Raw genomic sequence first — 13,652 nt, forward strand, 5'->3', positions numbered from 1 at the left:
AGTCGCAATGAGCAAGAAGACGAAGAAGCCGGTGGATCCCTCCCGCGGTGGCAAGCGGCCGATGCCGCGTGGCTGGCCCGGTATGGGCGGCGGCTACTCGACCTACATCCAGGCTCCGGCGGAGTGGCGGGGTACGACGGTCCAGGTCTGCGGGCTGTGGCCGTTCGCCGCCGGGACCGGCAGCCCGATGGTCGGCGTACCGATCGGCCGCAACATCCTGTCCGGCGCGACCATGTGCTGTGACCCGATCAGCTGGTTCATGCGGGCGAAGCTGATCTCCAACCCGTCGATGTTCGTCCTCGGCAAGCCTGGCCTGGGCAAGTCGACGATCACCCGGCGGATGGCCCTCGGCCTGGCCGGGTACGGCGTCCAGCCGCTGGTGCTCGGTGACCTCAAGCCGGACTACAAGGACCTGATCGAGGCCCTCGGCGGCCAGGTGATCCAGCTCGGCCGCGGCCGTGGGCACCTGAACGTGCTCGACCCGGGCGAGTCCCGGCACGCCGCTCTCCGGCTCACTGGCAAGGCCCGGGAGGCGATCCAGGCGGACGCGCACGGCCGCCGCCAGACGATGGTGTCGGCGCTGATCTCGATCATGCGCTCGGCCCCGCCGACGGACCGCGAGGAGACCATCATCGACGAGGCCCTCAAGGTCCTCGACGAGCGACATCAGCGTACGCCAGTGCTACGCGACCTGCTCCAGGTCATCCAGGAGGCGCCGGACCGGGTCCGCAACGTGGCCCTGGACCGCGGCAGCCTGGAGCGGTACCGGCAGATCACCGAAGGACTCGAGGCCTCGCTGATCGGTCTGGTCGGTGGCGGCCGGCTGGGTGAGATCTTCTCCGAGCAGACCGACAACCCGATGCAGATGGACCGGCCGGTCGTGTTCGACGTGTCCAACATCGACGACTCCGAGACCAGCCTGCAGGCCGCCGTACTGCTGGCCTGCTGGTCCTACGGGTTCGGTGCGGTCGCGGTGTCCCAGGCGCTCGCGGACGCCGGGCTGGAGCCGCGGCGGCACTACTTCGTCATCCTCGACGAGCTGTGGCGCGTGCTGCGCGCCGGGCGTGGCCTGGTCGACCGCGTCGACGCGCTGACCCGGCTGAACCGCCAGCGCGGTGTCGGGATGGCGATGATCTCGCACACCATGTCCGACCTGCTCGCGCTCGAGCACCCCGAGGACCGGATGAAGGCCAAGGGTTTCGTCGAGCGGTCCGGCATGGTCATCTGCGGCGGCCTGCCACGGGCCGAGATGGAGAACCTGACCGAGGTCGTGCCGATGTCCGAGGAGGAGCAGAACATGCTCATCGGCTGGCAGGACCCGCCCGCGTGGGACCCGGCCACCGGGGAGGAGGCCGCGCCACCCGGACGCGGCAACTTCCTGGTCAAGGTCGGTGGCCGGCCAGGGATCCCCGTGCACGTTGGGCTCACCTCGGTCGAGCGCGAGATCAACGACACGAACAAGTTGTGGAAGACCGGTGCCGACGGCACGCCGCAGAAGGTCGAGGTGGCCGCCGACGGATCGGAGGCGGTGGTCGAGGAGTACAGCCTCGACGACCCGACCATGTTGCCGCCACCCGACCCGACCACCCGCGTGGTCGCCCGAACGGGAGTTGACGAGTAATGGCCCAGGGCAAGAAGAGCACCGGTCCGGGCGGCCTGTCCGTCGAGTCGGTCCTGGTCTTCATCGGTATCGGACTGTTCGTCCTCATCGTCGGCGGCGTCTGGAGTGCGCTCAAGGTCGCCGCCGCGATCAACGACACCCGCGCGGTGCCGGGCCCGATCGCCGCGCTGGCCGACCTGATCAACGGCCGGATCCGCTGGTCCGGCGCGGCCACTGGCGTGCTGATCCTCGAGATCGTCGTACTGGCGCTGATCGCGACCGGGGTCTGGTTCCTGCTCCGGAAACGGCAGAGCAGCGTCGGCCGGGTCGACAAGCAGGCGTTCCTGATGTCGAAGCGGTCGGAGATCTTCAAGATCACCCGCGAGGGCGCGCAGGGGATCGCGAACCGGCTCGGCGCCGGGCACGCGGGCCCGGGCATCATGATCGGCAAGACCGTCCGGGACAACCTCGAGGTGTTCGGGTCCTGGGAGGACATGCACGTCGACATCTGGGGTCCGCGAACCGGTAAGACGACGTCCCGCGCCGTACCGGCGATCCTGGACGCACCCGGCGCCGTGATCGCCACCTCGAACAAGCGCGACATCGTCGACGCCACCCGCGGGCCGCGGTCGGAGCGTGGCCCGGTCTGGGTGTTCGACCCGCAGGAGGTCTGCGAGGAGCCGCCGAACTGGTGGTGGAACCCGCTCACCTACATCACCGACGAGACCAAGGCGCGCGAGCTGGCCGAGCACTTCGTCGCCTCGCAGCGCAAGCTGAACGCCCAGACCGACGCGTTCTTCGACGCCGCCGGTACCGATCTGCTGGCCGGCCTGCTGCTCGCGGCCGCGGTCGCCAAGCGCCCGATCACGCAGGTCTACAGCTGGCTCGCGGACCAGCGCAACGACGAGCCCGAGCGGATCCTGCGCAACACCCCGGGCCTGCACCTGTCCGCCGACGCCCTGGCTGGTGTCATCAACGCGCCGGACAAGCAGCGCGCCGGTGTCTACGGCACGGCGCAGCAGAGCGCGCAGTTCCTGGTCAACCGCAAGGTCACCCGCTGGGTCGTCCCGCAGGGCCAGAACGACACCCGCCCGCAGTTCAACCCGCACGAGTTCGTCCGCCAGGGCGGCACGCTCTACAGCCTGTCCAAGGAAGGCGCCGGTACGGCGGGACCGCTCGTCACCGCGTTGACGGTGGCCGTGGTGGAGGCGGCCGAGGAGTACGCGAAGGGCTGCCCGATGGGCCGGATGCCGAACCCGTTGGTCGGCGTCCTGGACGAGGCGGCGAACGTGTGCCGCTGGAAGAACCTGCCCGACCTCTACAGCCACTTCGGCTCCCGCGGCATCGTGCTGATGACGATCCTGCAGTCCTGGCCGCAGGGCGTGGAGTGCTGGGGCGCGGAGGGAATGGAGAAGCTCTGGTCCGCGGCGAACGTCCGGGTGTACGGCGGTGGTGCGTCGGACGCGAACTTCCTGGAGAAGCTGAGCAAGCTGATCGGTGACTACGACATCGTGTCCAACTCGGTGTCGTACAACAAGGGCGAGCGCGGCACCAGCCGGCAGACCCAGCGGCACAACATCCTCGAGGTGTCCGACCTGGCCTCGATGCCACCCGGCCGGGCCATCGTGTTCCCTTCTGGCATCCCGGCGACAATGGTGAAGACAGTGCCGTGGTTCACCCGGCCGGACGCCGGCGCGGTGAAGGCGTCGCTGGCGAAGTACGACCCGGGCAACTCCGCCCCGAGCACGCCGGGTGGAGCAGCGAACCCGTGGGTCACGGCCGGCACGCAGCAGCCGTCCGGGCCGCCGAAGATGCCGACAGGCGTCCCGGTCTGGGAGCAGAATGAGGAGCAGCGCCGTGGATGGTGAACAACAGGAACTCTTCTATCCGCACGTGGCGGCGTTCGTCGAGGACCGGCTGATCTACCTCTACACGCGGCGGATCGGGCAGCAGTTCATCTGGTGTCCGGAGTGGTACCGCCACGCCGAGGCACTGAGCCGGCTGGACTCGATCTGGCGCGCCTGGGAGCACCTCCGGCTCGACCCGGCGACGGGGATGTCGGTCTGGTGGCGCGACCACGCGGACCCGCACATGATGGCGCTGCTCGATCCGGACGGGCCGTTCGCCGCCTGCCGCGGCGCCCACACCGACTACCCGATCCCGCCGCTGCCGGTGGAGGAGCCGCCGGCCGGCCTGTTCTTCGACCAGCGCCAACCGAACCTGCGCGGCATCTAGATGTGGCGATGGGGCAACCTTCTCGGCGCCTTCCTCGCCGAGTTGATTGCTCTGGGCATCTTCGCCTCGTGGGGCTGGGCGGTTGACGGTACGACGCTCGTCCGGTTGCTGCTCGCGATCGGTCTGCCCGCGGTGACCGCGGTGGTGTGGGGACTCTTCGCCGCACCCACGGCCACTCGCGGCACGCCCGTCGTACGTACTGTCGTGAAGGTCCTCGTCTTCGGGCTGGCCGGTGCTGCGCTCTGGAGCCTCGGCCATCCGGTGTGGGCGGTCGTCTTCGTCCTGGTGATCGCGGTGAACCTGCTGATCATCCGCGTCCAGAAGCTCAGCCCTGACGGCAACGCCGCCTAGCGGTCTCCGAGGCCGAGGTCGGGTTCGGCGGAGGTGTCGCGTCGCAGCTTCTTGCGCTTGACAGGCCGGCGGTTCGTCCGGGCGACGGGCGGCTTCGGCGGCGGGTTCTGAACCGCCCCGACCGCGGGTGCCTCGGGCGACTGGGACTGGGCCGCGTCGCTGCGCGCGCGGCGGGCCACCGCGTCGTAGCTGTCGGCGTCGCGATCGTCGTTCGCGGCTCGTCTGTCCGCGTCGTTCCCGCGCCGGTGATGCGCGCGGCCCGCGGCCGCTGTCGCGTCCGCGCCGGGCTCGTCCCTTCGGGTGGCTGCGTCGTCGAGCAGATGGTCGCCGCGGGACCGCTCCCGGCGACCCTCCAGCCGCCCCGCGCCGGCGTCGGCACGGCGGTCGGCCATGTCTTCGGCGGCGTACGCAACCCGGAGCGCCTCGGTGGTCTCCGACTTCGCGGCATCGAGGAGCTCGCCGCGCCGGCGGATCAGCTGCAGCTCGTGCTCGTCCTGTCTGGCGAGCTCGACCCGGTCGTTGTAGAGCTCGCGTTCCTCCTCCTCGCGGAGCTCCGCCAGTTCCTGCTCGCGGCGGGCCTTTTCCGGCGACTCGGCGTCTCTGACCCACGCGTCGGCGCGGCGCTCGTTCAGCGCCTCAGGGCTGTCGTCGTCAGCATGCTCGCGCTGATCGGGCTCGAGCGCGACGTCCTGATCGTCGGTGTCAGCCATGCTGCTCCTTCCGTCCTGCCAAACGATGCCGCACCAGCGGGTCAGCGGATAGCGCCTGTCACCAGCCAGGCGTCGCGGCGCTCGCGGGTGACCAGAGTGAGCAACCGCAACAGCATGAACCCGCCGAACGCCCACCACAAGGCGACGATCCCACCGTCCAACCACAACACGCTCAAGGCCAGTGGAACGTACAGCACGAGCGCGATGACTCCAGCCACCGCCAGGTACGGTCCGTCACCCGCTCCGATCAGTACGCCGTCCAACACGAACACAACGCCGTTCACCGGCTGCCAGAGTGCGGCGACGATCAGTACGGCGGCCAACGTACGCCGTACCTCCGGATCCGCGGTGAACCACGGCACGTAGACATCCCGCAGGCCCCACAGAGCCAGCCCGCCGAGCATCCCGGAGAACAGTCCCCACCACATCATCCGGCGGGTGATGGCGCGCGTCCCGGCGACATCACCGGCGCCCAAGGACCGGCCGGTCAGCGCCTGCGCGGCGATCGCGATCGCGTCGAGCGCGAGGGCCAGGAACGACCACAGCGTGAACGCGACCTGGTGCGCCGCGACGGACGTCGTACCGAGCGCGGTGGCGACGAAGGTGAGCAGGATGATCGCCACCCGCAACGTCAGGGTGCGGACGATCAGCGGCACCCCCATCTGGGCCGACGCGATGATGCCGGGGCGGTCCGGCCGCAGCTTGGCCCCGTCGCGCCTGGCGCCTCGGACGACCACCACGACCAGAGCGACACCGGCGGCCGTCTGGGCGAGCGCCGTACCGAGCGCGGAGCCGGCGATGTCCAGGTCGAGGCCGTAGACGAGCAGGAAGTTCAGGCCGATGTTGAGCAGGTTGGCGCTGATCGCGACGACCATCGGGGTCTTGGTGTCCTGCAGGCCGCGCAGTACGCCGGTCGCCGCCAGCAGCAGGAGCATCGAGGGGATGCCGAAGCAGGAGATGCGTAGATAGGTGGTCGCGTGGTCGGCGACGTCCGGCGAAGGGTCGAACGCCCCGATCGCGGCCGGGGCGAGGACGAGCCCGGCCACGGCCAGTACGACGCCCAGCAGCAAGGCCAGCCACAGTCCGTCGATGCCCTGCGCGAGTGCGCCGCGGTGGTCACCGGCACCGATCCGCCGGGCAACGGCCGAGGTGGTGCCATAGGCAAGGAAGACACAGACCCCGACCAGCGTCTGCAGGATCGTCCCGGCGATACCGAGCGCTGCGAGTTGCGGCGTACCGAGATGCCCGACGATCGCCGAGTCCGCCAGCAGCATGAGCGGCTCCGACACCAGCGCGAAGAACGCCGGGACGGCAAGTCGCAGGATCTCCCGGTCCTGCTCCCCGAACAGTCGTCGCAGCCCCGCCCTCACCGTGCCGGCTGGCCTGTCATGAGCATGAGGCTCATTGTGCCTGACCCAGGCTGTGCACAGCCCACCGGACCAGGTAGTCCGGAAGAAGGTGTGAAAGTTTTTCTTCTCCACAGTTGTGCACTGGTGAATCCGCAGGTCAGCGGCCTGTTGTGGAGCGGTGTCCCCAGATATCCACAGGAATATGCCCAACCTGTGCACACCTGCTCACGGGGTTTCCCACAGCTCGTCCACAGGGGGTGTGGACGACGAACTACCACCCTGTGACCCGACGGGCGTACGGTCGCGTGACTGACGCCGTCCGCCCGCAGTCTCGGGGGCGAGTCCGCCTGCGGATGGCGTCGGCGGGAAACCTTGTCCGGCTGGCCGGATGGGGGAGGAAAGTGTCGGCCGGTTCGGTTACTGTTCGATCAGGTGTTCGATTGCCGGGTGGAGTCTTTCAGTCCGGTGTGGGTTCGGTGGGCGGACGAGGAGGTCGGACGAAGTGAGCGTGGCGGAGTTCCGCGGGGGCCAGGGCGGCGGCCAGGAAGAGCGCAACCCGGAGATGGGCTTCGACCGCACCCCGCCACAGGATCTGGCCGCCGAGCAGTGCGTGCTCGGCGCGATGATGCTGAGCAAGGACGCGATCGCCGACGTGATCGAGACCCTGCGCGGCACCGACTTCTACCGGCCGGCGCACGAGATCGTCTTCGACGCGATCACCGACCTGTACGCGCGGGGCGAGCCGGCCGACGCGATCACGGTCGCGGCCGAGCTGAACCGCCGGGGCGAGATGGCCCGGATCGGCGGCGCGCCGTACGTGCACACCCTGGTCGCCTCCGTCCCGCTCGCCGCGAACGCCGGCTACTACGCGCACATCGTCCGGGAGAAGGCGATCCTGCGCCGGCTGGTCGAGGCCGGCACGAAGATCGTCCAACTGGGGTACGCCGGTGAGGGCGAGGTCGACGATGTCGTCGACGAGGCGCAGGCCGAGATCTACTCGGTCACCGAGAAGCGGACCACCGAGGACTACGCGCCGCTGAAGGACATCATGGAGGGCGCCCTCGACGAGATCGAGGCGATCGACTCCCGCGGTGACGCGATGGTCGGCGTACCGACCGGGTTCACCGACCTGGACGAGCTGACCAACGGCCTGCACCCCGGCCAGATGATCATCGTCGCCGCGCGACCCGCGATGGGGAAGGCGCTCGCTCTCGACACCCCGCTGCCGACCCCGACCGGCTGGACCACGATGGGCGAGGTCGCGGTCGGCGACCAGTTGCTCGACGCCGACGGCCTGCCGACGACGGTGGTCGCGGCGACCGAGGTGATGGTGGACCGGCCGTGTTTCCGGCTGTTCTTCTCCGACGGCAGCACGATCGTCGCCGACGCCGAGCACCAGTGGCGGGTCGAGGACGGCGGCCGCCCGGTGGTCTGCACGACCGCCGACCTGCACACGGCGATGTCCGCGAGTCCCGGGCTGACACCGCCGATCCCCGGGTCGGCGCCGCGTCAGATCACCGGGCACGGTTTCCCGGCCGCGCTGGCCGGCGAAGGTGACCGCCGGCTGGAGTGGCTCGACCCGGTCGAGAGCGTCCCGGTCCGCTGCGTCGAGGTGGACAACCCCGACCACCTGTACCTGGCCGGCAAGACGATGATCCCGACCCACAACTCCACCCTCGGTCTGGACTTCGCCCGGTCGGCGTCGATCAAGCACGGCCTGACCTCGTGCATCTTCTCGCTCGAGATGAGCCGCAACGAGATCACCATGCGCCTCCTCTCGGCCGAGGCGAAGGTGCCGCTGCACCACATGCGCAACGGCAAGATGACCGACGAGGACTGGGCCCGGCTGGCCCGCAAGATGGGCGAGGTCTCCGAGGCCCCGCTCTTCATCGACGACTCGCCGAACCTCACCATGATGGAGATCCGCGCCAAGGCCCGCCGGCTCAAACAGCGCCACGACCTCCGCCTGATCGTGATCGACTACCTCCAGCTGATGACGTCGGGCAAGAAGGTCGAGTCCCGCCAGCTGGAAGTCTCCGAGTTCTCCCGCTCCATCAAACTCCTCGCCAAAGAGCTCGAGCTCCCCGTCGTCGCCATCTGCCAGCTCAACCGAGGCTCCGAACAACGCTCCGACAAACGCCCCATGGCCTCCGACCTCCGCGAATCGGGATCTTTGGAGCAAGATGCCGACGTTGTCATCCTTCTGCACCGAGAGGATGCGTACGAGCGGGAGTCGACGCGGCCGGGTGAGGCTGACTTCATCGTTGCCAAGCACCGGAACGGCCCTACTGCCGACGTGGTCGTGGCCTTCCAGGGTCACTACTCCCGCTTCGTGGATATGGCGCACGACGGCTGACGGGTCGGGGCCTAGTTGCGTTGAGGGGTGGCTAGCGGCTGTAGGCCGCAGGCGGTTGAGAACTCCTGCGAGGTGATGCCGAGCGCGACGTTGGTGCGGCTCGCCAGGTTCGCTGCGGCGATGAACGCCGTGAGCTCCACCAGCCCATCCGGGCCGAGCTGCTCCAGCAGTCGCGCCGACAGCTCGTCGGTCACGGTCGGGGGCGTGTGGGTCATCGCCCCGGCGTACTCCATGACGTCCCGCTCCAGCGGAGTGAACACGTCGGACTCCCGCCACCGCGGTACTTCGCGGGCCTTGGCCAGGTCGAGGTTCTCGTTGTTGGCCTCGAAGTAGCCCAGGTCCAAACAGAAGCTGCAGCCCACCATGGACGCCGCGGCCATGTGCGCGAACGACTTCAGCTGGGGGTCGCAGGTGTGCCACTTCTGGGCCTTACCGCTGAAGCTGAAGAACGCCTTGAGTACGGGCTGGTTGTGCCACATCACCCCGAGCGGTTCGGGTACCTCACCGAGCATCTTCTTGCTCATCCGCTTCGCGAGCATGCCGAACAGGCCGGTGATCTCGGCCGGAGGAATCCTCATGGTGCTGGTCATTGTCGTCTCCTCGCCGTCGGTGCTTCGACACGTCGGCATGAGACGCCGGGCGGCCGAGTTCTGTGACAACTGGGGATCGTCAACTCCACAGGAGCGGGGTTACGTCCTCCAGCGCTGGGCTGAGATGGATTCTTGGGCTAGGAGGCGGAGGGAGGAGATGAGGGTTTCGCCGAGGATGGTGCCGATGACTACGGATTCGGCGAGTTGGTCGCGGGTGGGGTGGGTGGAGACGGCGTCGATTTCCAGTTCGGTGAAGCGTTCTACGGCCTCCGCGTAGGCGTCGAGGAAGCTGACGAGGTTGTCCTGGCCGAGGGTGCGGAGGGCGGCGACGGTTTCGATGAGCGTGGCCAGGGCGGGGGCGGTGGGTTCGACGGCCCAGCCGCGCCGGGTGAGCAGGTCGGTCACCTGAGCGGTCGCGGCGGCGCGGGCCTCGTCCGAGGCGGCCTGTTTGCGGGTCGGGGTGAGTGCGCGGTGCGCCCGGCCGATCTGTTCGTGCAGGGGTACGGCGTCGGAGTCGAGCGCCTCGAGGATCTCCTTCACCTGCGCCACCGGGACTTGGGCCAGTTCGACCAGTGCGCGGATCAACCGCAGCCGGCGGAGATGTGCTTCGCAGTACGACGCCTGGTTCGGGCTGCTCAGCTCACCCTGCGGCAGCAAGCCCTCACGCAAGTAGTACTTGATCGTCGGCACCGGCACGCCGACGGCCCGGCTCAGTTCCCCGATTCGCATCTTGCTTGCCTTCCTCGCGGTTGTGATGGATAGTAGCAGTATCCATAAGCGGATAGTGCAACTATCCATAGTCAGGAGGTGACAGGATGATCCCCCTCGTCCTGGTAGTCGCGACGCTGGTGTTCCGGGCGCTGGGTGCGCTCGGGGTCCGGCGGTTCGCGAGTTGGCCGGTCAGTGCGGCGCACGGGATGGCGGTGATGCTGTTGTTCACCGCGAGCGCGCACTTCGTACCGGCAAGTGTGACGGCGATGCCGAACCACGCCGACCTGGTCCGGATGGTGCCGCCGTTCCTCCCGTTCGCCGACGCGTTGGTCTATGTGACCGGTGTACTGGAGTTCCTCGCCGCGGCTGGGCTCGTCCTCGCGGCGACTCGCCGGTGGGCGGCGCTCGGGCTGGCGGCACTGTTCGTGACGTTGCTCCCGGCAAACATCTACGCGGCGACCGCGGACGTCGCGTTCGCCAACGGGGACCCCGCGACGCCGCTGTGGCAGCGCATCCCCGAGCAGGTCCTGTACATCGCAGTGGTGCTCTGGGTCGCTCGGGCCAGTACGCCGACCCGGCAACTCAGCCCGATCAGCAAGGAGAAAGTGCACTCATGACCGAGGCTTCGCGCATCATCGCCGGAGCGATCCTGCTCACCATCGTGACGATCCAGTTCGGTGGCTACTTCATGACCAGGATCGTCCGCGGCCAGGTGCCGATGACGGACTTCCAGAAGTCGTTCGCGCGCGCCGGTCACGCCCACGCCGGCGTGCTCGTGATCCTCAGCCTGGTCGGGCTGCTGTACGTCGACCAGACCGGGCTGACCGGCGGCATGCTCTGGGTCGCGCGGCTGGCGATCCCGGTCGCGGCGATCCTGATGTCCGGCGGCTTCTTCGCCTCGTCCGCCGGCAAGGGCCGCACGCAACCGAACCAGTTCCTCTGGATCCTCTGGCTCGGCGCGGCCTCCTTGGCCCTCGGCGTCCTGACCCTGGGCGTCGGCCTCATCAGTGCCTGATCAGACCGCCTCGGACACGGACCGCTTGAGTCGATCGCCCACCTCGGCGATCAAGGCGGCCGTCTCCGGCGTGGCCTCGTCCACGGTGAAGTCGGCGCCTAGGGCAACGACTCCGGCGATGTACTGCAGCAACAACGACGCGGTCTCCGCGGTGAAGTGCGCAACGCACGCGCCTGTCCCGGCCGGCTCGATGCTCCCCGGGACGAACCCGTGGAAGTTGCTCGCGACAACATCCGCCGGCACCTGGATCGTCAGCCGGACGGAATGCCGGTACGGCGCACTCGCGAACGAGTCGATCAGGTACGACGCCGCGTCCGCCGCCGGCAATTCACGCGGAGTGAACCGGTGCAGTACGGCGCTCACGTCGTCGATCCGGTCCACCCGGAAGATCCGCCAGTCGTCGCGGGACGGATCGAAAGCCAGCAGGTACCAGTGCCACGCGACCGTCAGCAGTTGGTACGGCTCGACCCGACGACGGCTGTGCGCGCCGTGCCGAGTCTGGTAGTCGAAGGCAACGATCTCGCGGTTCCGGCAGCAGCGAGCCAGTACGGCGAGAACGCTGGGATCCACCTGTGGAACACCACGTCGAGGAATCGCCTCAGCCGACGAAACCGCTGCCAGCTGCGGCCGCAGTCGCGCCGGGAGCACCTGCTCCAACTTCGCGAGCGCACTCGTCGAGCTCGCCGCGATCCCGGTCACGCCACCGCCGGCGGCGCCGACCAGACCGAGTGCGACCGCGATCGCCTCGTAGTCATCGAGCAGCAGCGGCGGCAGACTCGTCCCGGACCCGAGCCGATAGCCGCCGGCCGTTCCGGTCCTCCCGGTCACCGGGTAGTCGAGGGCGCGCAGCCGGTCGACGTCCCGGCGTACCGTCCGCTCGGTGACGCCGAGGCGCTCGGCAAGGTCACGGCCGGACCACTCGCTGCGGCTCTGCAGCAACGACAGCAACCGCAGCAGCCGTCCGGGCAGCTCTTTCCGGGAACTCATCCCACCAGCATGCCCTTGCGGACAAGATGTGTCCGCAAGGGTGCCTAGCGTGGGCCGCATGATGCTGACGAAGGAATCGAACGGATACGACGAGGCGCGGCTCGGCTTCCAGCGACTCGACCCGCACCGGCCGGACCTGATCTTCGCGGTCACCAGCGCCCCCGAGGTCGAGGAAGCCGTCAAGTACGCCGCTGACCACGGCAAGCGCGTCGCGGTCCAAGCCTCCGGACACGGACTTACTCGCGGTAACAACGGCGGCGTGCTGATCGCGACAGGCGACTTCAACGGCGTACGAGTCGACGTCGAACAGAAGACGGCCTGGATCGAGGCCGGTGCGACCTGGCGCCAGGTGATCGACGCCACTGCGCCCTACGGGCTCGCGCCGCTGTCCGGCAGCTTCCCCGGTGTCGGCGCGATCTCGTACACGCTCGGCGGGGGGACTGGTCTGATGGCACGGCGCTACGGCTTCGCGGCGGATCACGTCCGCCGAATCGAGGTCGTCACCGCGGACGGCGTACGACGGAACGCCGGGGACGACCCGGAGCTGTTCTGGGCGCTACGCGGTGGAGGCGGCAACTTCGGCGTGGTCACCGGCATCGAGATCGAGCTGTTCGAGGTGCCGACCTTGTACGGTGGCAGCCTGTACTTCGATCTCGCGGAGAACCCAGCGGTGTTGGAGATCTGGCGTGAGTGGACCCGGACAGTGCCCGATGAGGTGACGTCGGCGATTGCGCTCATCCCGTTCCCGGACATCCCGCCGGTGCCGGCCCCGCTGCGCGGTAAGCACATCGCGCAGATCCAGCTCGCGATCCTCGGCGACAACGGCCCGGACTTGATCAAACCCCTGAAAGGCGCGCCTGTGCTCGACACCGTGGGCGTGCTGCCCTACGCGGAGTCGGCCAGGATCTTCGCCGAACCCGAACACCCGGGCAGCTACCGCTCGCGCAACGTCCTGCTGAGCGACCTCGACCCCGACCCCCTCGCGACCCTGCCCAAGCACGCTTCAGGGCCGACGAGGTGCGTGATCGGCATCCGCCACCTCGGCGGCGCACTCAGCCGTCCACCATCAATTCCGAATGCGATCGGCCACCGCGACGCGACGTACTCCCTGACCGTCCTCTCACCCGGGGAAGCCGACGTCAGCGACCTCCACCGCACCATCCTCGAGCCGTGGGCCTCCACAACGATCGGCCGGTCCCTCAACTTCAGCTTCGGCCCCCTGACCACCGACGAGGTTCGTGCGGCTTTCGATCCCGGGGACTACGACCGGCTCATCAAGCTCAAGAACCGCTACGACCCCGCCCGGCTCCTGGCCCCGAACCATCCGCTAGAGCAGCCGTGACGTCGATCTCGACGAGTTGGCCGGGGAAACCCAGCTGGGCCACCCCGAGGAGAGTGCTGGCTGACGTGAAGGCGGCGGCCAGTGGTGAGGCATTGAGTTGGGTCCACACCGCGGCCAGCTCCTCCCGGTCCGGGCTGGCGACATAGATCACCGTGCGTACGACGTCTTCCGGCTTCGCGCCTGCCGCGTCGAGTGCGACCAGGATGTTCTGGATGACCTGCTCGGTCTGGGCCTCGAGTCCGCCCTCGGCCAGGTCACCGGACGGCTGGAGTGGGCACTGTCCGGCGAGGTAGATCAGGGTGTCTGCTCGAACGCGGGTCACGTGGTGGTAGCCGGGTGTCGGATGCAGGCCGTCGGGGTTCGTGCGCTCGATCGTCACGCAGCCGAGCAAACGCCACCGCGTGGT

The 13,652-nt window shown here is 68.8% G+C and carries 14 protein-coding genes; 8 read left to right on the plus strand and 6 right to left on the minus strand.

Annotated features, from left to right (window positions below):
* Positions 1-7 precede the first annotated feature (7 nt).
* From AB0F43_RS19860 to AB0F43_RS19875, 4 genes are read left to right on the plus strand one after another with little or no spacing between them, the layout of a single operon-like run.
* Positions 8-1,621 carry an ATP/GTP-binding protein gene (locus tag AB0F43_RS19860; protein WP_360478412.1) on the plus strand — a complete coding sequence of 538 codons (1,614 nt, stop codon included), beginning with the start codon at positions 8-10 and terminating at the stop codon, positions 1,619-1,621.
* The gene (locus tag AB0F43_RS19865; RefSeq protein ID WP_360478415.1) at positions 1,621-3,468 is read left to right on the plus strand and encodes a TraM recognition domain-containing protein; all 1,848 of its coding nucleotides are present in this window, start codon (positions 1,621-1,623) and stop codon (positions 3,466-3,468) included. The genes AB0F43_RS19860 and AB0F43_RS19865 overlap by 1 nt, the downstream gene beginning before the upstream one ends.
* Entirely contained in the window at positions 3,458-3,835 is a 378-nt protein-coding gene (locus AB0F43_RS19870) for a DUF4913 domain-containing protein (protein WP_337000406.1), read from the plus strand. The genes AB0F43_RS19865 and AB0F43_RS19870 overlap by 11 nt, the downstream gene beginning before the upstream one ends.
* The gene (locus AB0F43_RS19875) at positions 3,836-4,186 is read left to right on the plus strand and encodes a YrdB family protein (RefSeq protein ID WP_360478418.1); all 351 of its coding nucleotides are present in this window, start codon (positions 3,836-3,838) and stop codon (positions 4,184-4,186) included.
* Here AB0F43_RS19875 and AB0F43_RS19880 read toward each other — a convergent pair.
* Together AB0F43_RS19880 and AB0F43_RS19885 are read right to left on the minus strand one after the other, a co-directional pair.
* Positions 4,183-4,896: a hypothetical protein gene (locus tag AB0F43_RS19880; RefSeq protein ID WP_360478421.1), complete on the minus strand. Its 714-nt coding sequence runs from the start codon at positions 4,894-4,896 to the stop codon at positions 4,183-4,185. The two genes, AB0F43_RS19875 and AB0F43_RS19880, sit on opposite strands and share 4 nt — an antisense overlap.
* Before the next feature lie 41 nt (positions 4,897-4,937).
* Positions 4,938-6,266, minus strand: coding sequence for an MATE family efflux transporter (locus tag AB0F43_RS19885; protein WP_360478424.1), 1,329 nt, complete (start codon positions 6,264-6,266; stop codon positions 4,938-4,940).
* Positions 6,267-6,807: 541 nt separating this feature from the next.
* Between AB0F43_RS19885 and dnaB the strand changes: the two genes are divergently transcribed.
* Complete coding sequence (dnaB, locus tag AB0F43_RS19890) at positions 6,808-8,601, plus strand: replicative DNA helicase (protein ID WP_360478819.1); 1,794 nt, start codon at positions 6,808-6,810, stop codon at positions 8,599-8,601.
* An 11-nt stretch (positions 8,602-8,612) separates the two neighbouring features.
* Here the strand turns inward: dnaB and AB0F43_RS19895 are convergent, their stop codons facing one another.
* Together AB0F43_RS19895 and AB0F43_RS19900 are read right to left on the minus strand one after the other, a co-directional pair.
* Positions 8,613-9,191 (minus strand): carboxymuconolactone decarboxylase family protein, encoded by a 579-nt coding sequence (locus tag AB0F43_RS19895; protein ID WP_360478427.1) that lies wholly within the window; start codon positions 9,189-9,191, stop codon positions 8,613-8,615.
* Between the two features lie 99 nt (positions 9,192-9,290).
* Entirely contained in the window at positions 9,291-9,920 is a 630-nt protein-coding gene (locus AB0F43_RS19900; RefSeq protein WP_360478430.1) for a MerR family transcriptional regulator, read from the minus strand.
* Positions 9,921-10,006: 86 nt separating this feature from the next.
* Here AB0F43_RS19900 and AB0F43_RS19905 point away from each other — a divergent pair, with 86 nt between their 5' ends.
* Both AB0F43_RS19905 and AB0F43_RS19910 read left to right on the plus strand, forming a co-directional pair.
* Positions 10,007-10,519, plus strand: a complete 513-nt coding sequence (locus tag AB0F43_RS19905; RefSeq protein ID WP_360478433.1) for a hypothetical protein — start codon at positions 10,007-10,009, stop codon at positions 10,517-10,519.
* Positions 10,516-10,917 carry a hypothetical protein gene (locus tag AB0F43_RS19910; RefSeq protein ID WP_360478436.1) on the plus strand — a complete coding sequence of 134 codons (402 nt, stop codon included), beginning with the start codon at positions 10,516-10,518 and terminating at the stop codon, positions 10,915-10,917. The genes AB0F43_RS19905 and AB0F43_RS19910 overlap by 4 nt, the downstream gene beginning before the upstream one ends.
* Here AB0F43_RS19910 and AB0F43_RS19915 read toward each other — a convergent pair whose 3' ends face one another.
* Entirely contained in the window at positions 10,918-11,904 is a 987-nt protein-coding gene (locus AB0F43_RS19915) for a WYL domain-containing protein (protein WP_360478439.1), read from the minus strand. It abuts the gene before it with no gap.
* Positions 11,905-11,962: 58 nt separating this feature from the next.
* Between AB0F43_RS19915 and AB0F43_RS19920 the strand changes: the two genes are divergently transcribed.
* Complete coding sequence (locus AB0F43_RS19920) at positions 11,963-13,246, plus strand: FAD-binding oxidoreductase (RefSeq protein ID WP_360478442.1); 1,284 nt, start codon at positions 11,963-11,965, stop codon at positions 13,244-13,246.
* On the opposite strand, the gene AB0F43_RS19925 is transcribed toward AB0F43_RS19920, so the two are convergent.
* Positions 13,185-13,625, minus strand: coding sequence for a RidA family protein (locus AB0F43_RS19925; protein ID WP_360478445.1), 441 nt, complete (start codon positions 13,623-13,625; stop codon positions 13,185-13,187). The two genes, AB0F43_RS19920 and AB0F43_RS19925, sit on opposite strands and share 62 nt — an antisense overlap.
* Positions 13,626-13,652 lie beyond the last annotated feature (27 nt).

Origin of the sequence: Kribbella sp. NPDC023972 (assembly GCF_040639075.1) — a bacterium.
Classification (GTDB): Bacteria; Actinomycetota; Actinomycetes; order Propionibacteriales; family Kribbellaceae; genus Kribbella.